Source organism: Amycolatopsis sp. NBC_00355 (assembly GCF_036104975.1).
Lineage (GTDB): Bacteria > Actinomycetota > Actinomycetes > Mycobacteriales > Pseudonocardiaceae > Amycolatopsis.
In genome coordinates this window covers 10,132,705-10,159,490 of sequence record NZ_CP107982.1, presented here as the reverse complement: position 1 = coordinate 10,159,490, position 26,786 = coordinate 10,132,705, and the positions used below count along the sequence as shown (strand labels likewise).

The 26,786-nt window shown below is 70.2% G+C and carries 16 protein-coding genes and 1 pseudogene; 5 read left to right on the top strand and 12 right to left on the bottom strand.

The genetic code is table 11. The features are described from left to right. The first annotated feature begins 17 nt into the window (after positions 1-17). Entirely contained in the window at positions 18-911 is an 894-nt protein-coding gene (locus OHS18_RS46985) for an amidohydrolase family protein (RefSeq protein WP_328615183.1), read from the top strand. Positions 912-931: 20 nt separating this feature from the next. Here OHS18_RS46985 and OHS18_RS46980 read toward each other — a convergent pair whose 3' ends face one another. The 4 genes from OHS18_RS46980 to OHS18_RS46965 all read right to left on the bottom strand — a co-directional run bounded on the left by OHS18_RS46980 (position 932) and on the right by OHS18_RS46965 (position 8,245). Next, positions 932-2,347, bottom strand: a complete 1,416-nt coding sequence (locus OHS18_RS46980) for an endo-1,4-beta-xylanase (RefSeq protein WP_328615182.1) — start codon at positions 2,345-2,347, stop codon at positions 932-934. Positions 2,348-2,374: 27 nt separating this feature from the next. Further along, positions 2,375-3,835, bottom strand: a complete 1,461-nt coding sequence (locus tag OHS18_RS46975; RefSeq protein ID WP_328615181.1) for an arabinofuranosidase catalytic domain-containing protein — start codon at positions 3,833-3,835, stop codon at positions 2,375-2,377. A 31-nt stretch (positions 3,836-3,866) separates the two neighbouring features. Next, positions 3,867-6,215: a ricin-type beta-trefoil lectin domain protein gene (locus tag OHS18_RS46970; protein ID WP_328615180.1), complete on the bottom strand. Its 2,349-nt coding sequence runs from the start codon at positions 6,213-6,215 to the stop codon at positions 3,867-3,869. A gap of 62 nt (positions 6,216-6,277) precedes the next feature. Beyond that, positions 6,278-8,245 carry an alpha-L-fucosidase gene (locus tag OHS18_RS46965; protein WP_328615179.1) on the bottom strand — a complete coding sequence of 656 codons (1,968 nt, stop codon included), beginning with the start codon at positions 8,243-8,245 and terminating at the stop codon, positions 6,278-6,280. Between the two features lie 254 nt (positions 8,246-8,499). Between OHS18_RS46965 and OHS18_RS46960 the strand changes: the two genes are divergently transcribed. Together OHS18_RS46960 and OHS18_RS46955 are read left to right on the top strand one after the other, a co-directional pair. Then, positions 8,500-9,825 (top strand): glycoside hydrolase family 43 protein, encoded by a 1,326-nt coding sequence (locus OHS18_RS46960; RefSeq protein WP_328615178.1) that lies wholly within the window; start codon positions 8,500-8,502, stop codon positions 9,823-9,825. 95 nt (positions 9,826-9,920) lie between these two features. Further along, complete coding sequence (locus OHS18_RS46955) at positions 9,921-11,555, top strand: glycoside hydrolase family 27 protein (protein ID WP_328615177.1); 1,635 nt, start codon at positions 9,921-9,923, stop codon at positions 11,553-11,555. Between the two features lie 92 nt (positions 11,556-11,647). Here the strand turns inward: OHS18_RS46955 and OHS18_RS46950 are convergent. The 8 genes and pseudogenes from OHS18_RS46950 to OHS18_RS46915 form a co-directional block, all read right to left on the bottom strand. Then, positions 11,648-12,337, bottom strand: a pseudogene (locus OHS18_RS46950) (IS30 family transposase); the annotation flags it as partial. A gap of 336 nt (positions 12,338-12,673) precedes the next feature. Then, the gene (locus OHS18_RS46945) at positions 12,674-14,131 is read right to left on the bottom strand and encodes an arabinofuranosidase catalytic domain-containing protein (protein WP_442874442.1); all 1,458 of its coding nucleotides are present in this window, start codon (positions 14,129-14,131) and stop codon (positions 12,674-12,676) included. Between the two features lie 62 nt (positions 14,132-14,193). Continuing rightward, positions 14,194-15,213, bottom strand: a complete 1,020-nt coding sequence (locus tag OHS18_RS46940) for a LacI family DNA-binding transcriptional regulator (RefSeq protein ID WP_328458000.1) — start codon at positions 15,211-15,213, stop codon at positions 14,194-14,196. Between the two features lie 67 nt (positions 15,214-15,280). Continuing rightward, entirely contained in the window at positions 15,281-16,636 is a 1,356-nt protein-coding gene (locus tag OHS18_RS46935) for an RICIN domain-containing protein (RefSeq protein ID WP_328615176.1), read from the bottom strand. A gap of 17 nt (positions 16,637-16,653) precedes the next feature. Beyond that, positions 16,654-17,982, bottom strand: a complete 1,329-nt coding sequence (locus OHS18_RS46930; protein ID WP_328615175.1) for an extracellular catalytic domain type 1 short-chain-length polyhydroxyalkanoate depolymerase — start codon at positions 17,980-17,982, stop codon at positions 16,654-16,656. Continuing rightward, positions 17,979-20,840: a PQQ-dependent sugar dehydrogenase gene (locus tag OHS18_RS46925; protein WP_328615174.1), complete on the bottom strand. Its 2,862-nt coding sequence runs from the start codon at positions 20,838-20,840 to the stop codon at positions 17,979-17,981. The genes OHS18_RS46930 and OHS18_RS46925 overlap by 4 nt, the downstream gene beginning before the upstream one ends. Positions 20,841-20,872: 32 nt before the next feature. Continuing rightward, positions 20,873-22,054, bottom strand: a complete 1,182-nt coding sequence (locus OHS18_RS46920; RefSeq protein WP_442875323.1) for a ThuA domain-containing protein — start codon at positions 22,052-22,054, stop codon at positions 20,873-20,875. Positions 22,055-22,281: 227 nt separating this feature from the next. Continuing rightward, positions 22,282-23,025, bottom strand: a complete 744-nt coding sequence (locus tag OHS18_RS46915; protein WP_328615173.1) for a FadR/GntR family transcriptional regulator — start codon at positions 23,023-23,025, stop codon at positions 22,282-22,284. A gap of 258 nt (positions 23,026-23,283) precedes the next feature. Between OHS18_RS46915 and OHS18_RS46910 the strand changes: the two genes are divergently transcribed. Together OHS18_RS46910 and OHS18_RS46905 are read left to right on the top strand one after the other, a co-directional pair. Continuing rightward, entirely contained in the window at positions 23,284-25,653 is a 2,370-nt protein-coding gene (locus OHS18_RS46910; RefSeq protein ID WP_328615172.1) for a ricin-type beta-trefoil lectin domain protein, read from the top strand. A 16-nt stretch (positions 25,654-25,669) separates the two neighbouring features. Beyond that, a complete protein-coding gene (locus tag OHS18_RS46905) occupies positions 25,670-26,752 on the top strand; it encodes an RICIN domain-containing protein (protein WP_328615171.1) in 1,083 nt (360 codons plus the stop codon). Positions 26,753-26,786: the final 34 nt, after the last annotated feature.

Below are 26,786 nucleotides of genomic sequence, written 5' to 3'. Positions count from 1 at the left end.
CGCCCGGGAGCGCCGGTGTGACCGGGGTCCTCGACGCGCACGTGCACTTCTGGGACCCGCGGAAGCTGCGCTACCCCTGGCTCGACGGCATCGCGGCCCTGAACCGGCCGTTCACCCCCGGCGACTTCCCGGGACGTCTCCGGAGCGACGTCATTGTCGTCGAGGCGGGACGAGCGCCAGCGGATGCCGCCGACGAGATCGGGTGGCTGCGGGAGGAAGCGCGGCGGCGGTCGTGGATCCGCGGCATGGTCGCGCACGTCGACGTCGAAAGCCCGGCAGCGACGAACCGGTTCCTCGCCCGGTACGGCGGTGATCCGTTCGTGGTCGGGGTACGGCGCAACGTGCAGGACGAAGCGCCCGGTTTCCTCCGCGACCCGGGGTTCCGGGCGGGTGTGCGGCTGCTGGGCGAGGCGGGGTTGCCGTTCGACGCGTGCGTCCGCGCCCACCAGGTGCCCGAGCTGACCGAACTGGCGGCCGCCTGCCCACGGACCACGATCGTCCTGGACCACCTCGGCAAGCCCACGCCGGGCGGCCCCGGGTACGAGCGGTGGCGCCGGGACCTGCGCCGGCTGGCCCGGCACGCCACCGTCCTCTGCAAGCTGTCCGGCCTGGCCACCGAGGCCATCCCGGGCACCCCTCGCCCGGTCGTGGTCGACGCGGTGCGCGAAGCCCTGGACACGTTCGGCCCCGGCCGGTGCCTGTACGGCAGCGACTGGCCCGTCCTGACCCTGGCCACGGATCACGGGGCGTGGCTGGACCTGATCGGCGACGCGCTCGCCACCCACCCCGCCGCGGCCGCCGAAGCGGTTTTCCACCACAACGCCGCCCGGACCTACCGGGCGCACCACCCGGGAGCCCGAAAGGACCTGGACCCCCGGGTGGTGCGCCACCCGCCTCATCCACGCGGATGAGTGCCGGGTGACGATCTGAGTCACCCACCGGCCCACTGCTGGTTGGTCCCACCGTTGCAGGTCCAGACGATCACCGCGGTTCCGTTGCCGGTCGCCGCGCCGGTGACGTCCAAGCACAGGCCCGACTGGCCGTTGGTGAGGGTGCCGTTGGAGTTCGACGTCCACTTCTGGCCGTTGCCGCCGGTGCAGTTCGCGATCACCGCCGCGGTGCCGGCGGCGGTCCCGCCGGCCGCGGTGTCCAGGCACCGCTGCGAACTTCCGGAGTAGACGGTCAGCGCCCCGGCGCTCGTGCGGGTCCACTGCTGGTTCGTGCCGCCGTGACAGTCCCAGATCGCCAGCGCGGTGCCGGCGGTGGTCGACGAGCTGGGCACATCCAGGCACCGGTTCGCGGCCACGGCGCGCACCGCGCCATCACCGCCGCTGCTGCCGCCGCCGTTGAGCACGTCGAGGACGGCCGTGTAGGCCTGCTTCTTGCCGTAGTTGCCGTCGAACAGCAGCGGTGTGTCGCCCGAACGCCACGAATACTTGTCCGTGACGCCCCAGACGGTGATGCCGGTGCAGCGTGAGACCGCCACACAGGCCTGCGCGACCTGCCGGTACACGTTCGCCTGACCGGACCCCGAACCGCCGACGTCCAGCTCGGTGATCTGCACGTCGACGCCGAGGTCGGCGAAGCGCTGGAGGTTCGCCTGGTAGCTGCCGAGGTTGGAGTTCGAGCCGAGGTGGCTCTGGAAGCCCACGCAGTCGATCGGCACGCCCCGGCTCTTGAAATCCCGGACCATGTTGTAGATCCCGGTGCTCTTCGCGTTGACACCGTCGGTGTTGTAGTCGTTGTAGCACAGCTTGGCGTTCGGGTCGGCCGTGCGAGCCGCGCGGAACGCGTCCTCGATGTAGCTGTCCCCGAGCTTCTGCTGGAACACCGACTGCCGGCGGCTGCCGTTCTCCTCGAACGCCTCGTTGACGACGTCCCACGCGTAGAGCTGGCCCTTCCAGTGGCCGGCCACCTGGCTGATGTGGTTCAGCATCGCCGAGCGCAGGTTGCTCGCGTCCAGCCCGCTCACCCACCCGGCCAGCTGCCCGTGCCACACCAGCGTGTGCCCGCGGATCTTCATCCCTTTGCCGCGGCCCTGGCTGACGATCTGCTCCCCCGGCCCGAAGTTGAACTGGTTGCGGTTCGGCTCGACCGTGGCCCACTTCATCTCGTTTTCCGGGGTGACGCCGTTGTGCTCCGCCGTCCACGTGTTCACGTAGGCTGATTCGCCGAGGTGGCTCGTGGAGATCGCGGCGCCGAAGTACCTCCCGCTCTGCGCCGCCGCGGCGCCGAGCGTGCTCGCCGCGCCGGCGGTGCCGGGGAACAACACCAGGGCGCTCGCCGCGAGACCGGCGGTCGCGGTGGTGGCGAGCGCGGTCCGCCACCGGGATGGGCTGGTAGTCATGACAACCTCGTTCCTTCGTCGAAGGTCCTAACCCAGCGTCCACTGCTGGTTGCTGCCGCCGTTGCAGGTCCACAGCTCGACCAGCGCGCCGTTGGCCGTGGACGCGCTCGTCACGTCCAGGCACAGACCGGACTGCCCGCCGGTGACCGTGCCGTTCGAGTTGACGGTCCACTGCTGGTTGGCCTGGCCGTTGCAGGACCAGGTCACCACCTTCGTCCCGGCGCTGGTCCCGTTGCCTGAAGCGTCCAGGCAGAGCGTCTGCCCGCCGACGGTGGCCGTCAGCTGGTTCGACGACGTGCGGGTCCAGGTCTGGTTCGCCTGGCCGCTGCAGCTGTAGATCTGCAGCTGGGTGCCGGCCGTCGTGGTGGATCCCGGGATGTCGAGGCACTTGCCGGCGCCCACCGCGTGCAGCGGCCCGGTGCCGGTGCCGCTGCCGCCGGTGCCGTACCCGGCGGCGGTGATGTTGGCCTGCACGGCGTTCTCGGTGGCGTCCGACGGGTAGCCCGACGTCATCACGCCTTCGTAGAAGGTGCCCGCGGACCCGATGCTGTTGTCACCACCGGTGCCGAGGATGATCGCGCCTTCCTTCCGCATCGGGTTGTACCCCGACACGTTGGGGCGGGCACCGTCGTAGAAAGTGGACAGACCACCGGACTGCGCGTTGCCGCCGCGGATGGCCCAGTGGTTGGACTCGCCCTTGACGATCGCGGTGAGGTAGCGGTGGCTGATGCTGGGGTCGTTGGCGTTGTAGCGCTGGTTGATTCCGGAGAACAGGCCGTTCTCCAGGTCGGACATGATCCACGGGCCGTTTCCGGCGCCGTAGCCCCAGACCTTGATGTTGCCGAAGTAGATGGCCTCCATGGTGCCGTTGCCGTTGTCGCGGCTGTTGCGCTCGGCGTTGCCGTAGTCGAAGCAGCAGCCGCCGTTGTAGTGCGTGCCGTCGAAGATCGCGTACATGCCCTCCGGCTGGTCGCCGGTCGCGGTGCCGGTGGCGTTGTTGTTGCGGTAGCCGGTTCCGGGGGCCACGAACACGCCGTAGGCCTTCTGGCCGCCGACGGTGATCGGGGCGGCGGCCGCGTTGGCCAGGTTGTCGTACCCGCCGGCCGCCGGGCCGGAGAACCCGCCGGGCGGCGCCTGCGTGAGGTGGTTGCCGCGGCCGGACTGGTCGTAGATGACGGTGATCAGGCACGTCGTGCCCGCGCAGAACGAATCCTGGGTCGCGGCGTTCGCGACACCGCCGGCGCTCAGGACGCCGACGTCCCGTGTCGCGTTGTCGGAGGACCGCCGGACCTGGTACAGGGCACCGTTGTACGAGCCGTACAGGGCGCGGGTGGTGGAATGCGCGGCGACGCAGGGCGTGCCGCCGGCGGCGTAGAGGTCGCACGGCCCCTGCGTCGCGGCCTGCGCCGGTACGGCCGGGCCGGCCAGCGCGCCGGCGGTGAGCACCACCGCCGCGCCCACGGTCTGAAGCAGCCTTCGTGGGGTCATGAGCGAACTCCTTTGTCCGGACGAGATGCTGCTAGCTTCGGGCCCACTTCTGGGCATCGCCGCCCGTGCAGGCCTGCAGGGTCACCGGTGCGCTGTTCCCGGTGCCGCTCGGGCCGAGGCACAGTCCTGATTGGACGCCGGTGATCGTGCCGTCGGTGGCGGCGTTCCACTGCTGGTTGGTGCCACCCGCGCAGTCCCAGATGATCACCCGGGTGCCCGCGGCCGTGCTCGCCCCCTCGGCGTCGAGGCACTTGGCGCCGTACACCTGGAGCTGCTTGCCGGAGGTGAGCGTCCACTGCTGGTTGCCGCCGCCGTTGCAGTCCCACAACGTGACCTGGGTGCCGTTGGTCTGCGACGCGCTCGGGACATCGAGGCACCGGCTCGAAGCGGTGTTGCGCAGCACGGAGGTCGATCCGCCGCCCGAGCCCGTCACGGCGAGGTTGTCGAACTGGGCGGTCTCCCCCGTGCTCGTGCCGATCCCGGCCTGGCCGGCCGGGAAGGTGCTGTCGGTGACCGTGCCGAGCACGGCGCCGTCGACCGAAGCGGTGATGGTACTGCCGGAGAAGCCCAGGGACAGCTTGTGCCAGCTGTTGGTGCCCAGCCCGGTCGTCGTGCCGCTGCGCAGGGTGGTGACCTGCTGGCTGGTGTTGTTGCGCCGGATCGACCACGCGCCGGTGTCGCTGACCCGCAGGTAGTAGGCGTTCACCGCGCCCTGGTTGCCCGTGTCCTGCGAGCCGACCCGGCCGAGCAGCTCGACGTACCCCGACTTCTCCAGCAGCGCGTCCACGTTGACCGTGTAGTTGCTCCAGGCCACGTTGCCCAGCAGCGCGTACGGATCGACGAACTTCTTCCAGGGGATCGTCTTCTGCGGCGCGGCCTGGCGCACGCACGTGCCGGAGCGGCCGGCGCCACACGACGACGTCTCGAAGGCGCCCTCCATGTCCATCAGGTACTTGGCTTCCTTGCCCTTCGCGTACCCGTCGAAGTTGTCGCTGTAGGGCAGGTTCAGCGACCCCTGCGACGGGCTGGTCGCGGTGCCCTTGCCCTGTCCGGTGGTGGTCGTGATCGTGTACTGGTAGCCGGGTTGGGCGGTCAGGGAGAAGGCTCCGCCGGACGGCGTGATGTCGGTCGTGTGCACGAAGTGGTCCGCGGGGTTGTTCGAGTTCAGGTTGGACGCCCACACGTGCACCTGGCCGGTGGACAGGCCGCCGGTGACGTTCAGGTTCAGCGTCTGGGCCGAAGTGGCGTCCATGGTTTCGATGATCGTGCTGTAGTCGAAGGTGGTCGGGGACTTCAGCGAGACGTAGCTGCCGTTGGCGCGGTTGCCGCCGAGGTAGCCGCTGGAGGCGTCGAGGTACTTCCAGCCGGGTGCGGTGAACTGGGTGGTGTGCGCCAGGGCCCAGGCGTCCTTGCCGACCGAGTAGTAGCCCGACCACGGCTGGTTGGCCAGCACCAGGCCCACGGTCGGCCAGGGGATGTTCGGCGTGGTGGCGGCGATGAGGTCCCAGTTGAGGTACGCGGTCATCTTGCCGTCGAGGTAGACGCGGTTGATGCCGCGGGCCAGCGGCTTGGCGCCGTCGTTGTAGTCCTGGGAACCGTTCTCGCTGGACCACAGGGTCTTACCCGTGTTGGTGACGCTGGCCGGGACACTGCAGGACGTCTGCGCGCTGAGGTAGCCGCACGTGTAGTGGGCGCTGAGCACATCGGTGGCGTTGCGGTAGGCCGTGTTGGTCGACACGGCGCTCGCGGGTCCCCAGTCCCCCGGCCACGAGTCACCGGAGATGAGCTTGACGGCGCTGTACCCGTTGGCGTTGAGCGCGTTGCGGATCGTGACGGTCCAGTCGGCGCTCCACTGCTTCTCGTTCTGGACGGTCGTGAGGTAGTCCATCGTCAGCCCGTGCTGCTTGGCGCACCCGAGCCACGAAAGGTAGTAGTCGGTCAAGTCGTTGGAGAAGAAGGTGCCGTTGCCGATCCAGCCCGGCGCGCCCCAGGGCAGGCCCACGAGCTTGATGCCGGGGTTGCGTGCCTTGGCCTGCCCCATGAGCCACCACTCGTACCCGCGGTTGCAGTCCAGATCGCCGCGGAAGTGCGCGTGGCTAGGCTCCGCGCCGCTGGTGGAGTTGGTGTCCCCGCCCATCTCCACCTTGAGGATCTGCAGCGCGGCGCCGTAGCCCGGCTTGAACAGGTAGTCGAGGATCTGGCCGCGCTGGGGTTCGGGGTAGTCGATCAGCAGGCGGCTGTTCCCGCCCCCGCCGCTGACCGCGCCGACGCCGTCGAACGTGCGGCCGGCCGATCCGCCGTTGATCGTGATCGAGGTGGCGGCCTCGGCCGGCGCGGCCCCGGCCACCACACCGCCGGCCAGGACGACGACGGCGACCATCGAGGCTCGCACCCTCCGGAGCAGGGTTGGGGGCATGAGAGTTCTCGCTTCCGACGAAGGGTTCAGACGGCCGTGACGGTCCACTGGTTGTTGGTGCTGCTGTTCGGCGCCCACAGGACCACCGGGGAGCCGGCCGTGGTGGTGCCCGCGCCGTCGAGCGCGGTGCCGGTGCCCCGGTTGACGATCTGGCAGCGGCCGTTCCCGAGCCCGGCCAGCCGCCACTGCTGGTTGTCGCTCCCGGTCCAGGCCGCCTGCACCGCGTTGACGCCGTTGCCCGTCCGGCCGCCGCTGTCGGCGACCATGCCGTTGGTGCGGTTGACGATCCGGTGGTACCCGGTGCCCAGGTCCACCAGCTGCCAGTGCAGGTTGGCCGAACCGTCGTAGGACCACTGCTTGAGCACCGATCCGGCCGCGACGTTCCCGCCGCTGTCGAGCACGAGACCGGTCGTGACGTTCGCGATCCGGGCCCAGCTCGTGGGGAGCGGACCGGACCCCGGCGCCGGGATCTGGCCGGCGAAGGTCAGCTTCACCACGTACGCCGGGGCGTTGAACGGCGCCGACGGCAGCCGGATGTGCAGCCCGGAGCCGTCCTGGGTGCGGTCGGGCAGGTCGGTGTAGGACCCGGCGGTGGTGCCGAGCAGCTGCACGGTCCGCAGCGAACCGAGGTCGATCCGGCCCGAGCCGAGCGTCCCGATGTCCAGCGTGCTGCCCGGCCAGCCCAGGACCGTGGCGTACAGGACGGTGTTGTCCTTGCTGCGGGTGAACCGGATGTCGCGGTTGGTGCCCTCGCGCGGCGTCGTGAAGGAGCCGCCGCCCATCTGCGTCGGGCCTTCGCCGTAGGCCGACCACGCGCGGGTCGCGTAGATGGATTCCCCGAAGCGGGCGAGGTAGTCGCCGATGCCGAGCAGGATCGTCCGCTGTCCCGAGGGGATGGTGCCGTCGGCCATCGGCGCGATGTTCAGCAGCATGGTGCCGTTCTTGCTGACGCGGTCGATCAGCGAGTGCAGCATCGCCTTCATCGAGTAGTAGCCGATTCCGCTCGTGTAGCACCAGCTGGAGCTGGAGATGCTGTCGTCGGTCAGCCAGTACGGGTTCTGGATGTCCCCCGGTCCGCCGCGCTCGAAGTCGAACACCTCACCACGGTTGTCGAAGCCGTCTTTGTAGGTCGCGACGACGTCCTTGTTCCACGCGACGGCCTTGTTGTAGTAGTACGAAAGGAAGTTCAGCCGCCGTGACTCGTCGACCCGGGGCAGGTTGAAGTCCTGCCAGAGCAGGTCCGGCTGGTAGCCGTCGACGACTTCGGCCAGCTTGTCGTACCAGAGCTGGTTCTCCGCCGTCGAACCCAGCTGGCCGTACAGCTTGCGCAGACTGGCGTCCGACTGCGAAGGCACGTGGTCGTAGAAGCCGGTGAAGTGGTAGGCGTGGTGCAGCGACACCATGAACTTCAGCCCGCGGGCGCGGATCGCGTCGGCGTGCAGCCGCACCAGGTCCAGCCGGGGACCCTTGGCGACCGAGTTCCACTCGTTGACGGCGCTGTTCCACATCGAGAAGCCGTCATGGTGCTCGGCGACGGGGCCGGCGAACTTGGCACCCGCGTCGGCGAACAGCTGCGCCCACTCCGCCGGGTCGAAGTTCCCGCCCGCGGATCTGAGCTTCGGTGCGAACTGCACCCAGTTGCCCGCTTTGTCCCGGGCCCCGTTGACGAAGTTGTGGTACGGCCACGCCGAGGGATCGCCGTACACGGCCTTGTGGTGGTTGTTCTCCGAGGAGCCCCCGACGTACATGTTGCGGGGGTACCACTCGTTGCCGAACGCCGGGACGCTGAAGACACCCCAGTGGAAGTAGATGCCGAACTTGGCGTCCTGGAACCATTCCGCCGCGGGCGGGTGCTGGTCGACCGACGACCACGTGGGCGTGTAGCTGCTCGGCCCGGCGGTGGCCCACGCGGCGCCGCCGCGCAGGAGGCCGGCCGTCGCCGCGCCGCTCACCGTGATCAGACCCAGCATCGTGCGACGGCTGAACTCGGGCATGGCGGAAAGCCTCCTCGACTCCGGCGCGAAGTTAGCGCTAACACAATCTGTTTAGGCTCAACCGAAGCCGAGGGTCAACCCCAGCGCCGAAACCAATCGGGAAACGCAGCGAAACCCCAGCGTGGACAGTGCGGGCAAGGTGAAACTTTCATGCGCCGTCACGAATACTTGTGAGCGTGAACATCGCCGTGCCACACTGCTTCTCGCCTGGCTCTGGAGCGCGAGCAACGGTGACCACAACCCAAGGAGCACCCGTGAAAGTCGCGTCCTCACCTTCGGCGATCTTCAAACCCCGGCGTGGACTCGCGCTGATCGCCGGACTGTTGTGCCTTCTCGGGCTGTTCCCGGCGCCGGCCCGGGCGGACAACCCGATCGTCCAGACCATCTACACCGCCGACCCGGCGCCGCTGGTGTACAACGGCCGTGTCTACCTCTACACCGGACACGACGAAGACGGCTCGACGTACTTCACCATGAAGGAATGGCGGGTGTGGTCGTCGGCGGACATGGTGAACTGGACCGACCACGGCTCCCCCCTGAACCTCGCCAGTTTCACCTGGGCGAGCGCCAACGCCTGGGCGGGCCAGACCGTCTACCGCAACGGCAAGTTCTACTGGTACGTCCCCATGACGGTCCGGGCGACCGGCGCGATGGCCATCGGCGTGGCCGTGTCGGACAGCCCCACCGGGCCGTTCCACGACGCTCTCGGGCACCCGCTCGTCGGCAACGGCGAGATCGACCCCACGGTGTTCGTCGACGACGACGGGCAGGCGTACCTGTACTGGGGCAACCCGCACCTGTGGTACGTGAAGCTCAACGCCGACATGATCTCCTACTCGAGCGGACCGACGCAGATCCCCCTCACCACCGCCGGGTTCGGCACGCGCACGGGCAACGCGAGCCGGCCGACCCTGTTCGAGGAAGGACCGTGGGTCTACAAGCGCAACGGCTTGTACTACAACGTGTTCGCGGCGAAGTGCTGCTCGGAGTTCATCGGCTACTCGACCGCTCCCGGCCCCACCGGACCGTGGACCTACCGCGGCACGGTCATGCCCACCCAGGGCGGCAGTTTCACCAACCACCCGGGCGTGATCGACTTCAACGGGAACTCCTACTTCTTCTACCACAACGGCGCGTTGCCGGGCGGCGGTGGCTACACGCGCTCGGTCGCCGTGGAGAAGTTCACGTACAACTCCGACGGCACGATCCCGACCATCAATATGACTTCAACGGGCGCACCGCAGGTGGGCACGCTGAACCCGTTCACGCGGCAGGAAGCGGAAACGACAGCCGGGGAATCCGGCGTCGAAACCGAGCCGTCCACCGAGGGTGGGATGAACGTCGGCTACCTCGAAAACGGTGACTGGATCAAGGTCAAGGGCGCCGCATTCGGTTCCGGTGCCCGGTCCTTCACCGCACGAGTGGCCTCCGCGGCCGCCGGCGGCCGGATCGAAGCCCGGCTGGACAGCACGGGAGGCACGCTGGCGGGAACCTGCACCGTGCCGGGGACGGGCGGCTGGCAGACCTGGACGAGCGTGTCCTGCCCGGTGACCGGGGCGACCGGCACGCACGACCTGTAACTCCGGTTCACCGGCGGCAGCGGCTACCTGTTCAACCTGAACTGGTGGCAGTTCGCCGCCTGACATCGCGCCTCCACACACGGAAAGGGGCGACGATGCCCGTTCGACCGCGTCACCGCATCCTGCACCTGCTCACCGCCCTGGCTCTGGCCGCCGTGACTCCGGCCGCGCCGGCCGCCGCGGCCGCGCCCGGCAGCCCGGCGCTCACCCCGCCGCTGGGCTGGAACAGCTGGAACAGCTTCGGCTGCGGCGTCACCGAGACCGCCATCCGCCAAGCGGCGGACGCGATGGTCTCGTCCGGGATGAAGGACGCGGGCTACCAGTACGTCGTCGTCGACGACTGCTGGTTCGACCCGCAACGCGACTCCCAAGGCTCCCTGCGCGCCAACGCGTCGAAGTTCCCGAGCGGCATGAAGGCGCTGGGCGACTACATCCACGGCCGCGGCCTGAAGTTCGGCATCTACCAGGTGCCGACCGACCGCACCTGCGCGCAGCGGACCGGCACCTACCCCGGTTCCACCGGCAGCGCGGGGCACGAGGTCCAGGACGCCACCACGTTCGCGTCGTGGGGCGTGGACTACCTCAAGTACGACTGGTGCTCCCCCGCCGGCACGCGCGACGAGCAGGTGGCGCGGTTCACGGTGATGCGTGACGCGGTGCGGGCCACCGGGCGTCCGATCGTCTACAGCATCAACCCCAACAGCTACCACGCCATCACCGGGGACAAGTACGACTGGGGCCAGGTCGCGGACCTCTGGCGCACCACCGAAGACCTGCTGGACATCTGGCAGAACGGCAACACCAACAGCTACCCGATGGGCGTGGGCAACGTCCTCGACGTCACCGCGCCGCTCGCCGCGCAGGCCGGCCCGGGGCACTGGAACGACCCGGACATGCTCGTGGTCGGCCGGCCCGGGCTGTTGCTGACCGAGTCCCGCGCCCACTTCGCCCTGTGGGCGCTCATGGCCGCGCCGTTGATGGCGGGCAACGACATCCGCACGATGTCGGCCGACATCGGCGCCGTGCTGCGGAACCCGCGCCTGCTGGCGATCGACCAGGACCGGCTCGGCGCCGGGGGCCGCCGGGTGCGCGACGACGGCAACACCGAGGTCTTCGCCAAACCGCTGGCCGACGGGTCGGTCGCGGTCGGCCTGCTCAACCGCGGCAGCACCACGACCACCGTGAGCACGACCGCCGCGCAGATCGGGCTCTCCGGCACGGCGTTCACCCTGACCGACGTGTGGACCGGCGCGACGTCCACGACCGGCGGCCCGATCAGCGCGAGCGTGCCCGCCCACGGCGTCGCGGCGTACCGCGTGTCCGGCGGTTCCCCGCTGGCCGCCACGACGTCCCGGCTGCGCGGCACGGGATCCGGGCGCTGCCTGGACGTCGACAACGCCTCGACGGCCGCCGGCGCGGGCTCGCTGATCTGGGACTGCCAGACCGCGGCGAACCAGCTCTGGACCACCTGGGAAACCGGCGAGGTCCGCGTGTTCGGCGACAAGTGCCTCGACGCCGACCACCAGGGCACCACCAACGGCACCCGGGTGATCAGCTGGCCGTGCAGCGGTCAGGACAACCAGAAGTGGACGATCGGCCAGGACGGCTCGCTCCGGAACGTCCATTCCGGACTGTGCCTGGACGCCGAAGGCGCGGGCACCGCCAACGGGACCCACGCGATCCTGTGGAGCTGCAACGGGCAGCCGAACCAGCGGTGGAGCCGCGTCTGAACCACCCGCCGCACCGCGCGGGGCGCCTTCCATGCAGTGAATGACTCGTTCCGGTCGCCGGATGACCGGAACGAGTCATTCACTGGGCGGATTCATGCGGTGGTTGCAACACCCGGTGTCTGCCGATCGAACAGTAACGCGGTGAGGGCCTCGGCCGGCGTCAGCCAGCTGAGGGTCTCCCGCGGACGCCCGTTCAACTCCTCCGCCACCCGCGCCGGCTCCGCTGCGGTGTGCCGGGCCAGGTCGGTGCCCTTGGAGAAGTACTGACGGAGCAGGCCGTTGGTACAGCGCCCCGATCGCGGAGGCGTTGTTGCTGCCCAGGATCAGGTCACCTTCCCAGTCTCCCGGGACCGCCCGGTCGGCGACCTCGGCGGGCCGCTCGGCGATGTTGACCATGTCCTGGATCCGGCCCGACGGGCGTTCCCGCCGGGCCTGGGCCTGCCGCCCCGGCATCCGCAACGCCCGCCCGGCCCGCAACGCCGCCGTCAGTTCACGGCGCAACGCGCCTCGGCTTTGGACCTAGCGGGACTGGCAGATCGTTTCGTGTGACACCCGCATCTCCGGCTGGTCGGGGAAGTCGAGGACCAGTCTCTCGGAGATCTGCCGGGGGGACCATTTGCGGTCCAGTCCGGCCTGCACCACCGCCCGCAGCGCCGGGTCGGCGGCTAGCTTCGCTGCTTGCGGGCCAGTTCCCGTGACACCGCCGAGGCCGAGCGGCCGATTGTCCTGCCGATGGCGCGGGGTCCGTGGCCTGCGGCGGTGAGGCAGGCGATCTCGTCCCGTTCGGTCAGGCTCAACCGGGCAGGGCCGGTCCGGCGGGGTGCGTTGCCGGACTGATCGGGGTAGCCATCGGTGTACTCGGATCATCGGCAATTCCACCTTTCGTCGAGGTGGTAGTGCAACGACACCCCATGACCCCAAGCCGCATCGCGGTTCAGGCGGCCGACGCGCATCGGTGGCCTCGAGCGACCGGCCGCGACGGCCCGCTCCATCGCGTCCGACGCCGTGAAAGAGTCGTTCACCGCGTCCCGGCGGCGGCCACCTGGCTGCCACCGGTGGACAGCCGAACGCCCGAGCCGTCGCGGCTCGGGCGTTCGGTTTCTCCCCGGAATGAAGCCTCAGCGGTAACCGGCCGCCACGATGTTGGCCTGCACCGCGTTCTCGGTCGCGTCGGACGGATAACCCGCGACCATCGCCCCTTCGTAGAACGTGCCCGCGCTCAGATTGGCGCCGCCGCCGGGCTTGCAGCAGTCACCGCCGCTGCCCAGCACGATCGCGCCCTGCTTCTTCATCGGGCTGTACCCGCTCGGGAGCCCGCCGTCCCACAGCGTCGTCAGGCTGCCGGACTGGGCGTCACTGCCCTTGATGGCGAACCGGGACGTCCCGTTGTTCTTCAGCACCGCCGTGACGAACTTGCTGGTGAACGCGCGCTGGTTCGGGTTCCACGTCTGGCTGCCGCCGGGGTAGAGCCCCCACTCGAGGTCGGCCTGCACCCACGGGCCGCTGCCGGAGCACCCGCCGAACCAGCACTGCTTGCCGAAGTTGAGCGCGTCCATCGCGCCGGCCGCGTCGGCCTTCCTGGTCGTCTCGCTGTTGCCGTAGTCGAAGCAGCAGCCGCTGTTGACGTGCGTCCCGCTCGTCACCATGTACATGCCCTCGGGGGCGCTGCCGGTGGGCACGCCGGTCGAGTGACCGTCCCGCCAGTAGCTGTTGCCGGGGTTGATGTACAGGGAATACGCCTTCCGGCTGCCGACCGTGAGCGACTCCGTGGTCGCCTTCGCCGGACTGCTCTGACTGGACCCGGGCACCACGCTCGATCCCTGGTACCACAGGTCGTTCCCGCGCCCGGACTGGTCGTAGACCACCGTGGTGACGCAGGAAGTGCCGGAGCAGAACGAATCCTGGGCCCCGGCGTCGGCCGCACCGCCCGCCGCCACGACGCCGACGTTCCGGGTCGTGTTGTCGGACGCTCGCCGGACCTGGTACAGATTTCCGTTGTAGGAGCCGTAGAGCGCGCGGACCGTGCTGTGCGCGGCGACACACGGCGTGCCGCCCGACGCGTAGATGTCGCACGGGCCCGCACCGGTCGGCGGCGGGGTGTTCGCGGTCCACCGCTGGTTGCTCTGGCCGTGGCACGTCCAGAGGATGACCGCGGTGCCGTTGGCCGTGCCGGCCCCGTTCACGTCCAGGCACAAGCCCGACTGGACGCCGGTGATCGACCCGTCGGAGTTCTGCCGCCACTGCTGGTTCGCCCCGCCGGTGCAGGACCAGATGATCACCGCCGTGCCCGGCGCCGTCTGGTTGCCGTAGGCGTCCACGCACCGCGTCCCGCTCGACGCCCGGAGCTCCCCGGCGGAGCTGAACTCGAAGGCCTGGCTCGCCTGGCCGGTGCAGTCCCGGATCTCCAGCGCCGTGCCCGGCGTGTCGACGCCGCCCGTCACGTTCAGGCACCGCCCCGACGCCGCGCTCGTGAGGGACGTCGACGCCGCGGACGCCGGTGGCGCGCCGGCCAGCACGGCCGCCAGCATCGTGGCCAGCACCAGGACGGCGCGCACCGGCTTGACTCGAGTGGTCACGAATCCTCCTTCGAGCGCTGCGGATCTCCGCAGGCTGGGTGTTAGCGCTAACACATTGGGAGTCATGCCGTCGCACGCAGGACAAGCTTGGTGTCCAGCACGGCACAGCGGGGCGTGGCCGAGCCGCCGAGCATCGCGAGCAGCTCGCCCGTCATCCGGGCGCCCATCTCTTCGATCGGCTGGCGCACGGTGGTGAGCGGCGGATCCGTGCGGCGGCCGATCGGCAGGTCGTCGAACCCGATGACCGCCACGTCACCGGGCACCCGCCGCCCCGCGCGGTGCAGGGCTCGCATCGCGCCGACCGCCATCATGTCGGACGCGGCGAAGATGGCGTCGACGTGCGGCCGGCGGTCCATCAGGCGGACGGTGGCGTGCTCGCCGGAGGCCTGACCGAAGTCGCCGAACACCACCAGCCCGCGGTCGCCGCGCCCGGCACCCGCCACCGCCTGGCGGTAGCCGAGCAGCCGGTCCACACCCGCGGTCATGTCCTGCGGTCCGGCGATGGTCGCCACGGTCCGCCGGCCCGCGTCGATGAGCCGCTGGGTGGCCCGCTGCGCCCCACCCCGGTTGTCCACGTCGACGTAGGACGAGCAGTCCCCTTCGCGGACCGGCCGGCCGCCGAACACCACCGGGATGCCGAGCCAGTCCAGGTCGAGCGGGCGGCGGCCGTGCATGCCGACGACGAGAGCGCCGTCGACGTGGCCGCCGTCGAGGTAGCGCACCACCGGGGCCTGGTAGTTCTCCGTCGCGGGCACGGTGAGCAGGACGAGCTGCAGGCCCGCCTCGGTCAGCTCCTTCCCGGCGCCGGCGGAGATGCGGGCGAAGTAGGGGTCGGCGAACAGCCGCAGCACCTCCTCGCACACGACCAGCGCGACCGATCCGGTGCGCCCCGCCGTCGCCCGCGCGGCTCTCTGCCGGGCGTAACCCAGAGCCGACATAGCCGACTCCACCTGCTTGCGCGTTTTCGGCCGGACCCGCGGAAAGCCGTTGAGCACGCGGGACGCGGTGGCGGTGGACACCCCGGCCGCCCGCGCGACGTCGGCCAGGGTCGGACGGAGCTGGGGCAACTCGACGGACGACACGTTCGCTCTCCCAAGACGTCTTTGTCTCTGCAGGGCTCACTGAGAATACCGCCGGGTAACGGGCGGTTCAGGCGCGTTGGACCCGGAATCTCTGGTTGGCGCCACCGGTGGCGCTCCACTGGGAGATCCGCGCGCCGTCGGCGGTCGAAGCTCCCCACACGTCCATGGACAGGCCGCTCAGCCGGTTGACCAGGCCGACGACCCCGCCGCCCAGGTCGGCCACGCGCCACTGCTGGGCGGCGGCGCCGGAGTCCGGTTGCTGGCTGATGTCCGCCCCGGTGGCGGTGCCGGCCACCTGGAGCACGAGGCCGCTGTGGCGGGCCCGGACGCGGTAGTAGCCGTCGCCGGAGTCGAGGAAGTCGAACTGCTGGTTCTGCCCGCCGGTGGCCGGCCACTGCTGCAGCAGGGCACCGGCCGCGGTGGAGACGCCGCTGATGTCCAGGAGCTTGCCGCTGTGCTCGGCGACCAGGGTGTAGTTGACGCCGACCTGCACGGGCGACCCGGTCGGCGGGGTGGACGAGTCGAACTGCGTGAGGAACTTCCACACCTCGCCGGACGTCCAGGTCTGCCAGCCGCTGCAGGTGCACCCGTCGCGCGGGCCGGGGTCGTGGCCGCCGTCGAACGCGGCCCAGACCACGGGGTAGCCGGTCCGGCAGCCGGAGTAGGCGGTGACGATGTGGGTGTGGCTGCCGCTCGAGGGCTCCGGCGGGTTCTGCGCGGTGCAGCCGTTGTTCCGGACGAACTGGTCGCGCAGCGAACGGCCGGAAGCGATGGGCAGGACGTTGTCCCCGATGCCGTGCATCCCGATGTAGGCGACCGGCTGGGTGCCGCCGTTGCACCCGCTGAGGTTCGCCCCGGAGTAGACGGCCACCGCGCGGAAGACCGTCGGCCGCGCGCAGGCGAGCGCGTAGCTCATGGCGCCGCCGTAGCTGAACCCGCCCGCGAAGACCTGCGAGGTGTCGACGCAGAGCGCCGCCTCGAGCTGCTTCAGCAGGTCGTCGACGAAGGTGACGTCCTGGCCGCCGGGGTTGGCCCAGCCGTTGCCGTTGCCCTGGGGCGCGACGAAGATCGTGTTGTTGCCCGCGCTGTCCGCGAGCCGCCGGAGCCCGTAGTAGGACCAGTTGTACCCGTCGGTCCCGCCGGAGTCGACGTCGTTGGCCGTGCCGCCGCGCCAGTGCAGCCCCACGAACAGCCGGTAGGAGTGGGAGTTGTCGTAGTCGGCCGGGACCCGCAGGATGTAGCTGCGGTTCTGGCCGCCGCTGGAGATCGTGTGGCTGCCGCTCGCCAGCCCGGGAGCGGACCCGCAGCCCGCGGTGGCCGCCGACGTCGACGCCTCCCCGGGCACAGCGGCTTCGGCGTTCCCGGCCATGGCCAGCAGCGCCCCGATCGCGACGGTCACGAACAGCCGTCTGAACTTCGCCATGATGCGGTCCCCTCCGGTCAGTTCCGGGTCCATAACTGGGTGGTGGCGTGGGTGCAGGTCCCGAGCCGCACGGCGGTGCCGTTCGCGGTCGAGCCCGCGAGCTCGAGGCAGAGGCCCGACTGCGCCGAGGTGACGGTGCCGTCGGAGTTGGCCAGCCACTTCTGGTTGGCCCCGCCGTGGCAGGCCCAGATGATCGCGGCCGTGCCCGGTGCGGTGCTACCGCCCTCCGCGTCCAGGCAACGCAGTGCGCCACCGGAGTAGACGGTCAGCTCCCCGGCCACGGTGGTCGTCCACGTCTGGTTCGTGCCGCCGTGGCAGTCCCAGACCTGGATGCGCGTGCCCTGGGTGGTCGACTGGCCCGGCACGTCGAGACACCGGCCCGCGGCCACCGAGCGCACCGGGCCGCCGGTCGTCGTCCCGCCACCACCGCTGTCGAGGCCGAGGAAGGAGATGGCGTACGCGACCATCCCGGCCTGCGGCAGGGTGTGGCCGGTCCCCGCGATCGTGATGCCCTCGACGGTGGCCTGGGTTCCGGTGCCGCCGTAGCGGTTGCGCGTCCAGGACGACTGCGGGTGGTCGGTGAAGGACGGCGTCTGGCTCAGCCCGCGCAGGGCCGTCCACTGCTTGATCTCCTCGCCGTAGTTCGGATACGCCAGGGTGGTGTCCTGGTTCCCGTGCCACAGCTGCATCCGGGGGTAGGTGCCGGCGTAACCGGGGTACATGGCGTGGGCCTGATCGGCCCATTGCTGCGCGGACTTGACGACGTTGCCGCCCGCGCACTGGCTGTTCCAGAGCGAGCCGTCGGTGGTGGCGAAACACCCCGCCGGCACGCCCGAGAACGCCGATCCGGCGGCGAAGACGTCCGGGTACTGCGCGGCCAGGACGTTCGTCATCATCGCGCCCGAAGAGAATCCGCTGACCACGATCCGGCCCGGGTCCACGTTGTAGTGCTGACGGGTCCAGGCGACCATCGCCATGATGCCGGTGGTGTCGCTGCCGCCGTCGCGGGTCAGGCCCGCTTTCGTCGACACGTCGAAGCAGTGGCCGTCCCGGGTCGCCTCGGGCACGACGACGAGGTAGCCGTAGCGGTCGGCGGCCGTCGCGTAGTCGTGCCCGTTGCCGTTGAAGATCGCGCTCGCCGAACCGCTGCAGTAGTGCACCAGCACGAGCAACGCCGGCTTGGGCGCCACGGCGTCCGGCACGTACAGGTACATGCCGAGGTTGGTCGGGTTGGCGCCGAAGCCGGTGACGCGGGTCAGCGCGGCGGCCGCGGCCGGACCGGCGGTCAGGACCACCCCGGCGACGGCGAGGGGCAGCAGGAGGAGGAACGCGAGCAGACGTTTCACCGCAGGCTCCATTGCTGGTTGGCCTGGCCGCCGCAGGACCAGAGGATGACCTTCGTACCGTTCGCCGTGCCTTGGGCGTTCGCGTCGACGCACAACCCGGACTGGACGCCGGTGATCGTGCCGTTCGTGTTGACGTTCCACTGCTGGTTCACCTGGTTGTGGCAGTCCCAGATGATCACCTGCGTGCCGTTGGCGGTGCCCTGGCCGGACGCGTCCAGGCACTTGTTGCCGTAGACCATCAGCTGCTTGGTGCCGGTGTAGGTCCACTGCTGGTTGGCGGCCTGGCTGCCGCAGTCCCGCAGCTGCACCTGGGTCCCGTTGGCCGTCGACGAGTTCGGCACCTCCACGCACCGGCCGGACGGCGTGCCCACGATCTGCTTGCCGGACGGCGTCGTGCCGGGTTGGCCGACGCCGGCGCCGGTGAAGTGGACCCAGTTGACGTTGAACAGGTAGGCGGCGCCGCTTTGGCCGGAGGGGTTGCGGGCCACGAAGTAGAGCTTCCCGGTGCCGGTGGGCGGGTTCGACAGGCTGACCGCGAAGTCCTGCCAGTTCTGCCAGCCGCCGGTGCCGGTGATCGGCACCGAGGTGACCAGGGCGCCGTCCGGCGCGTTGCGGCGCACTTCCAGGGTGCCGCCGGAGCCACCCGAAGACGCCCGGACGTGCAGACCGGTGATGTTGTCGAGGGCGAGCGGGTCGAAGGACCACCAGTCGCCGTCCTGGACGAACGCCGCGCTGCTGCCGCCGCCCATCGGGTCCGTGGCGGTTTCCACGGTGACGCCCGCGGTGTCGGTGCCCTTCCCGTCGCTGGTGCGGCCGGTCGCGCTGAAGAACTCGGCCTGCTTCATCTTGGGCTGCAGGATCACCTGGGCGCGGCCGGTGACCGGGCCGGCTCCCCCGGCCCCGCCCTTGTCGGTGTAGGACGCCTCCACGACGTAGAAGAGGTTGTCGTTCTCGCTGTGCCCCGACGAAAGCGTGGTCTGCACCTGGGCGGTGCAGCCGTGGTACTGCTCGAGCGGGTGTCCGTGTTCGTCGTGCCCGAGGTAGGCCTGGACCGTCACCTGCGAACAGTCGATCGTGCCGTCCTCCGGATCGCTGACCGTGACGGCGAAGTTCACCTTGTCGCCCCAGTCGAACAGCCCGCCGGTCGGCGGGGTGGTGATGGTGAGCACCGGCGCGGTGTTGCCCGAGGTGACGGCGACGCTCGCGGTCGCGGTGGCGCCGGCCGTGTTCGTCACGGTGAGCACCGCGGAGTAGTTGCCGGCGGCGTAGGTGTGGCTGGGGTTCGCCGCGGTGGAGGTCGTGCCGTCCCCGAAGTTCCAGCTGTACCGCAGCGTGGATCCGCCCGGGTCGGTCGAGCCGGCGCTCGAGAAGGCCACGGTGAGCGGCGCGGGACCGCTCGTGCGGTCCGCGGTGGCCTTCGCGACCGGCGCGGCCGCACCGCCGCCGAGGTAGTCGACCCGGACGATGGCCGCGTCGCTGTTGCCGCCGCCGTACCCGGTGCCCCACTCGACGACGTAGAGCGCGCCGTCCGGGCCGAACTTGAAGTCCATCGGGCGGTTGAACTTCACCGACGGCAGCAGTGCGTCGATCGAGGTGACGTTCGTGCCGCCGCTGTCGAGCTGGAAGGTGTACATCGAGCTGGTGTTCCACTCGGCGAAGACCGCGCGGCCGTCGAAGTCCACCGGCCACTTGCGGGTGGAGGCGAGGTCGGCGTCGTACCGGTAGACCGGGCCGGCCATCGGCGCCCCGCCGGACAGCTGCGGGAAGTGCGCCGAGTCGGCCTGGTAGTGGTAGTACACCTGGGCCGGGACGGCCGGTGGCAGCTTGGTCAGACCGGTGTTGTTGGGCGAGCTGTTGGTGGGGCCGCCGGCGCAGTCGAACTGCGCGCCGGAGGCGCCGGTAGCGAAGTTGTACTGGTTGTAGGCCAGGTTGGGGCCGACGCAGAACGGCCAGCCGGCGTTGCCGGGCTTGCTGACGACGTCCCATTCCACGGTGTTCTGCGGACCGCGGGTCGAGCTGGCGTTCGGCGCGTCCGGGCCGTAGTTGGCGACCAGCGGGTAGCCGGTCTTCGGGTCGAGGCCGATCCGGAACGGGTTGCGCTCACCCATCGTGTAGATCTCCGGGCGCGTGTTCGCCGTGCCGGGCGCGAAGAGGTTGCCCGACGGGATCGTGTACGTACCGTTGGTCTCCGGGTGGATCCGCAGGACCTTGCCGGACAGGCTGTTGGTGTTGCCCGCGGTGCGCTCGGCGTCCCAGTACGCACGTCCGGAGCGCTGGTCGAGCGGGCTGTAACCGTCGGAGGCGAACGGGTTGGTGTTGTCCCCCAGCGACAACCACAGGTTCCCGTTCTTCTTGTCCATGACCAGGCCCGCGCCGTGGTGACAGCATTCGGCGCGCTGTACCGGCACGTCCAGCACGACCTTCTCGGTCGACTGGTCGATCGTGTCGCCGCTGACGGTGAACCGGCTCAGCCGGTCGACGTTGCCGGCGCTGTTCGGCGAGTAGTAGACGTACACCCACTGATTGGTCGCGAAGCCCGGGTCGACCGCGATGTTGAGCCCGCCGGACTCGTTGGCCGTGAAGACGTTCAGGTGCGTCGAGAGGACCGTGGTGCCGTTGGGCTTGACGACCTTCACGTCCCCGAGCCGGTCGATGTAGAACACCCGGCCGTCCGGGGCCACGTCCAGCGCCATCGGGTTGGACGTCTCGGTGTGCAGGGTGACCTTCTGGAACTTCGAGTCCGGCGGCAACGCCGCCGCGGCCGGGCTCGCGGGGGCCGCGAGCACGGGAACCAGCGCGGCGGCCAGGACCGCGGCCACCGCCGGCGCGCCGCGGCGCAGCGCGGAAAATCCGGACATGACAGGTCTCCTCGAGGCGGACGGTGGACGGTTCACCGCAGGGTCCACTGCTGGTTGGCCTGCCCGCCGCAGGACCACAGGATGATCTTCGTGCCGTTGGCCGTACCGCGGCCGGATGCGTCCACGCACAGGTTCGACTGAACGCCGGTGATCGTGTTCGCGTTAACATTCCACTGCTGATTGGGCTGTCCGGTGCAGTCCCAGATGATCACCGGCGTGCCGTTGGCCGTTCCCCGGCCCGAAGCGTCCAGGCACTTGTTCCCGTAGACCGTCAGCTGCTTGCCGCTGGTGTAGGTCCACGTCTGGTTCGCCTGGCCCGCCACGCAGTCGCGCAGCTGCACCTGGGTCCCGTTCGCCGTCGAGGCGTTCGGCACCTCCACGCACCGGCCCGACTGCGCACCCACGACCTGCTTCCCCGACGGTGGCGGCGTGGTGGTGACCGAGCAGTCCGCGGAGACCGCCCCGGCCGCGGTCCGGATCCCGCCCAGCAGCAGGTGCAGGAAGTTCGGTTCGCCGAAGCTCTCGTTGGTGTGGCCCATGCCGGTGTACCAGGCGCGGCCGCCGTCGAAGTCGTGGCACCACGTGGTCGGGTGGTCCGCGCCCATCGTGGCGCCCGAGTAGCTGGATTCGTCCACAGTGGTCAGCACGTGCACGGCCGAACGCGGGTTGGCCCGGAAGTCGTACCACTCGTCGTAATGGGTGTACTGGGCCGGCAGCCCTTGAGTGGACGGGTGGTTCAGGTCTTCGACCTTGACAAGTGCGTTCTGCTGCGCCGGGTGCTGCTTGAAGTAGGCGCCGACGAGCTGGCCGTACCAGGCCCAGTCGTAACCGCTGTCGGACGCGGCGTGGATGCCGGCGAACCCGCCGCCGTGCTCGATGTACCGCCGGAAGGCGTCCTTCCCGGCCTGCGTGCCGACCGGGTCGCCGGTCGTGGACAGGAAGACCACGGCGGCGTACGGGGCCAGGCCGGCGTCGGTGAACACCGCGTCGTCCTCGGTGGCGTCGACCGCGAAGTCGTTCTGCTGCCCCAGTTGCCGGATCGCGGCGATCCCGGCGGGGATGGAGTCGTGGCGGAAGCCGGTGGTCTTGGAGAACACCAGGACCTTGAAGGCCGCCGCGGGCGCCGCGACAGCGGTGGACACGGGGGCCGCGAACCCCAGGACCACGGCGGCGACCAGGACAACCACGCGGAGAGTACGGGACAGCGTCGTCACGGGTACTCCTCTTCAGGAGTGGCAAGGAGTGCGCGGGATGCGCGCTCCGAAATCGCTCGGTTACCGAACCTGAAGCCAAGATAGGAGTGCGCGGCGGCAAAGGTCAATGCGCGGTGAAACTTACTCACCCGCAACGCATCGCGGCCGTCCCTCGATCACGGGGTCCACAAAGGAATGAGCACAGGACTGCGTACCCGAAGCCGGGCCCCGGGTACGCACTCCCGCGCTCACTGGTCGAAGAGCCGCCGCTGGATCTCGCGCCGGTAGTCCTCCAGGGTGTTGTCGAGGTGGACGGCGACCGCCCGGGCCGCTTCCTCCGGGTCGCCGTCCCGGATCGCCCGGTAGATCGCCGCGTGCTCGTCGATCGCGCTCGCGGCGTGTCCGCCGACCGCGCCGGACATCCCGATGATGTTCGTCTGGCGTTGCAGGCGGCGGGCTTCGCGTACGGCCGCGACGAGGAACTGGTTGTGGGACGCGGTCGCGACACACAGGTGGAAGTCGTCGTCGCCGCGGTCGAACAGCGCGCTGCGCCCGGTCAGGTGACCCTGCCGGCAGGTCTCGGCGGCGGTCTCGATCGCGCGCAGTTCGGCCGGGGTGGCGTTCGCCGCCGCCAGCCGGCCGGCCGCGGTCTCCTGGACCCGGCGGAACTCGAAGAGCATGTAGACGTGGTCGAGATCGGTGGGCAGGAAGAAACCACCCCAGCGGGAAGCACCGAGCATGCCCTCGTCGTCGGACACATAGAGCCCACGTCCCTTGTGCGCGCGTACCCGGCCGATCGCCGAGAGGATCTTGACGGCCTCCCGCACCACGGTCCGGCTGGTTCCCATCCGCGCCGCCAGCTCGACCTCGGTCGGCATCCGGTCACCGGGCCGCAGCTCCAGCTCGGCGATCAGGTGCAGGATCTGCTCGGCCACCACTTCGTAGCCGGGCCGGTACGGCGCGGGCGGTGCGGCTTCCTCGTTGCGGGTCACCCGATGAGTATGACTCAGTGGGCGCCGGCCAGTGACTGTACCTCGCGGCCCGGCGGTCCGGTCAACAGTGCCGCGGCGCGGAATGAAACTTACATACGTTCCCCCAGGTGGAAAGATCGAACGGCGGCGATGCCTCCTTTCGTCTCTTGACGACGGCCCCACCTTGGCCTCGTATGAGTCGTACACATCCTCGCCGGCCCCTCGGTCCACTGTGGACACCCGGCGCCCGATGTCCCCCGTTCCCGGAGAGGTACAGCCATGCCGCCGCGCACCGGATCCGTGGCCGCCGCGCTCGTCACCGCCCTCGTGGTGACCGCGTTCGCCGCGCCGCCCGCCCACGCCGCGACCGTCACTATCGCCGTGGCGCCCACCGGCGACGACGCCAACCCCGGCACGCTCGACCAGCCGGTCGCCACCCCGGCCAGGGCGCAGCAGCTGGCCCGCGACCGGTCGGCCGCCAACGACGTCGTCGTGCAGCTCGCGGGCGGCTCCTACCGGCTCTCCGCCCCGCTGACGTTCACCAGCGCCGACTCCGGGCAGAACGGCCACACCGTCTCCTGGCAGGCCGCGTCCGGCCAGACGCCGATCCTCTCCGGCGGCTCGCAGGTCACCGGCTGGACGGCGCAGGACCCGGGCCAGAACATCTGGGCGGCGTCCGTGCCGCAGGGCGCCGACTCGCGGCAGCTGTTCGTGGACGGGTCGCCGGCGCCACGCGCGTCGATCCCGATCTCCCGCAACGACGTGCAGATCACGACGTCCGGCCTGACCATCGTCAACTCCGCGCTGAACTACCTCGCGACGTTGCCGCAGCAGAACCGGATCGAGGTGGAGAGCCAGAACTCCTTCACCGACCGGTACTCCCCCGTCGACCACGTCAGCGGCACGTCGATCGTCATGCAGCAACCGGCGTGGAACAACAACAACTGGGGTTATGACACCCTCGCCAAGCCCTTCGGCGGCGGCCAGCTGTTCCTCGAGAACTCTTACTCGTTCCTCAAGAACACCGGCCAGTGGTACCTGGACCCGCAGGCCGGGAAGCTCTACTACAAGGCGCCGAGCGGCTGGGTGCCCGGCAGCCACGACGTCGAGCTGCCGCGGCTGACGTCGCTGCTGCGGATCAGCGGCAGCTACGACAACCCCGTGCGCGGCCTCACCTTCAGCGGCCTGCACTTCGAGCACACCACCTGGCTCACGCCGGGCACCTCGGTCGGCTACGCCAACCAGCAGAGCGGCACGTTCCTCCCGGCCGCGGCGAGCATGCCGGGCGACTTCCTGAGCTCGTGCCAGTCGGGCTGCCCGCTGTTCGAGGGCGCCCGCAACGGCTGGGCACAGGCGCCGGCCGCCGTCCAGGTCTCGGCCGCCACCGGGATCACGTTCAGCGGCAACACCTTCACCCACCTCGGCCAGGTCGCGCTGGGCATCGGCAACGACGCGAACGCGCACGCGTCCGGGGTCGGCCTCGGGGCGTCGTCGATCACCGTGGACCGCAACACCTTCACCGAGGACTCGGGCGCGGGCATCGTCGTCGGGGGTGTGCGGCCGGACGCCCACCACCCGTCGAACCCGGCGATGACCAACCGCGACATCACGCTGTCGAACAACACGGTGAGCCGGGTCGCCCTGGACTACCGGGAGATGGCCGGCATCCTGTCGACCTACGTCACGCATGCAGTGATCACGCACAACGACGTCTCCAACCTGACCTACGACGGCATCGACGTCGGCTGGGGCTGGGGTGCGAACGACCCGGGCGGCAGCCAGGACTACCGCAACCGCGGCCTGTACAACTACCAGCCCGTGTACTCCACGGCGACGACGTTGCGGGACACCGTCGTCAGCTACAACCGGGTGCACGGCACGAAGAAGCTCATGCACGACGGCGGCAGCATCTACAACCTCTCCGCCAACCCGGGCAGCTCCATCGACCACAACCACGTGTACGACAACAACCGCACGGTCGGCCTGTACCTGGACGAAGGCTCCCGCTACGTTTCCCTGTCGGCCAACGTGATCCAGGACTCCGGGGTCTGGGCCTTCACCAACGCGAGCGGCAGCAACAACACCAACGACAGCACCTTCAGCGGGAACTGGTACAACGGCGGCGCGACGAACGTGGCCACCGGGTCGCCGCACAACAACGTCCTGAGCGGCAACGTCCAGGTGAGCGGCACCAGCTGGCCGTCGGGCGCCCAGCAGGTCATCGCCGCCGCGGGCCCGGGCGGCACCGGGCCGGCCGCGAGCCCCGTGCGCGCGGCCGGCGCGGGCAGGTGCCTGGACGTCAACGGCGTCAGCACCACCCCCGGCGCCCAGGTGCAGATCTGGGACTGCACCGGCGGCGCCAATCAGTCCTGGACGCGCACGACCGCGGGGGAACTGACCGTCTACAGCGGTGACAGCACCCGCTGCCTGGACGCCTCCGGGCAGGGCACCACGCCGGGCACCAAGGTCGTCATCTGGACCTGCAACGGCGGGGCCAACCAGCGCTGGCAGGTCACCTCGGCCGGCGCCGTCACCGGTGTCCAATCCGGACTGTGCCTGGACGTGACCGGCAGCGGCACGGCCAACGGCACCGCCGTCCGGCTCTGGACGTGCACCGGGCAAGCCAACCAGAAGTGGACCTTCGGCTGAACGATCGAGGAGAACCATGAGAATCCGGCTCGTCGCGGCCGCCGCGGCCTTGTTCCTGAGCGCGTTCCTCCCGGGCACCCCGGCGGCCGCCGAGTCCAACGGCGGGGTCCGGGTCATGCCGCTCGGCGACTCCATCACCGAAGGCACGCAGGTGCCCGGCGGGTACCGGATCGGGCTGTGGCAGCGCCTGAGCGCGGGCGGCTACCAGGTCGACTTCACCGGCTCGCAGTACAACGGCCCGGCCGCCCTCGGTGACCACGACCACGAGGGCCACCCGGGCTGGCGCATCGACCAGATCGACGCGAACGTCGTCACCTGGCTGCGGAACACCGGCTCGCACACGGTCCTGCTGCACCTCGGCACCAACGACGTCCTGCAGAACTACGACGTCGGCCGCGCGCCCGCCCGGCTGTCCGGGCTGATCGACCACATCACCGCGACGGCACCGGACGCCGAGGTCTTCGTCGCGACGATCATCCCGCTCGCCAACTCCGGACAGGAGTCCGCCGTCCGCACGTTCAACGCGGCGATCCCCGGCATCGTGCAGAGCAACCGGAACGCCGGAAAGCGCGTGCACCTGGTCGACATGCACGCCGCGTTGACCGCCGCCGACCTGACCGACGGCATCCACCCCACCGCCACCGGGTACGACAAGATGGCCACCACCTGGTTCGGGGCCCTGCAGTCCGTGCCCGGGAGCATCGGCACCCCGGGGACGTCCACGGCCCGGCAGATCGTCGGCACGCAGTCAGGCCGCTGCCTCGACGCCGCGAGTGCGGCCAACGGCACCCAGGTTCGGCTGCAGGACTGCGGCGCGCAGGCCGGTCAGGCGTGGACCCGTACCGGCCAGGAGCTGACCGTCGGCGGGACCAAGTGCCTCGACGCGTCCGGCCAGGGCACGGCCAACGGCACTCCGGTGATCGTCTGGGACTGCCACGGCCAGGCCAACCAGCAGTGGACCGTCAACGCCGACGGCACGATCACCGGGGTCCAGTCGAACCTCTGCCTCGACGCGTACGGGCAGGGCACGGCCAACGGCACCCAGCTGATCCTCTGGGCCTGCGGCGGGCAGGCGAACCAGCGGTGGACGCTGCGCTGAAGCGTCCCTCCCGCCGGCCCTCCCCCGGTCGCAG

Excerpts from the sequence above, each read along its gene's own strand:
- OHS18_RS46935 (WP_328615176.1), bottom strand. The coding sequence starts at position 16,636 with ATGGCGAAGTTCAGACGGCTGTTCGTGACCGTCGCGATCGGGGCGCTG.
- OHS18_RS46965 (WP_328615179.1), bottom strand. The coding sequence starts at position 8,245 with ATGCCCGAGTTCAGCCGTCGCACGATGCTGGGTCTGATCACGGTGAGC.
- OHS18_RS46970 (WP_328615180.1), bottom strand. The coding sequence starts at position 6,215 with ATGGTCGCCGTCGTCGTCCTGGCCGGCGGTGTGGTGGCCGGGGCCGCG.
- OHS18_RS46925 (WP_328615174.1), bottom strand. The coding sequence starts at position 20,840 with ATGTCCGGATTTTCCGCGCTGCGCCGCGGCGCGCCGGCGGTGGCCGCG.
- OHS18_RS46980 (WP_328615182.1), bottom strand. The coding sequence starts at position 2,347 with ATGACTACCAGCCCATCCCGGTGGCGGACCGCGCTCGCCACCACCGCG.
- OHS18_RS46975 (WP_328615181.1), bottom strand. The coding sequence starts at position 3,835 with ATGACCCCACGAAGGCTGCTTCAGACCGTGGGCGCGGCGGTGGTGCTC.
- OHS18_RS46905 (WP_328615171.1), top strand. The coding sequence starts at position 25,670 with ATGAGAATCCGGCTCGTCGCGGCCGCCGCGGCCTTGTTCCTGAGCGCG.
- OHS18_RS46910 (WP_328615172.1), top strand. The coding sequence starts at position 23,284 with ATGCCGCCGCGCACCGGATCCGTGGCCGCCGCGCTCGTCACCGCCCTC.
- OHS18_RS46955 (WP_328615177.1), top strand. The coding sequence starts at position 9,921 with ATGCCCGTTCGACCGCGTCACCGCATCCTGCACCTGCTCACCGCCCTG.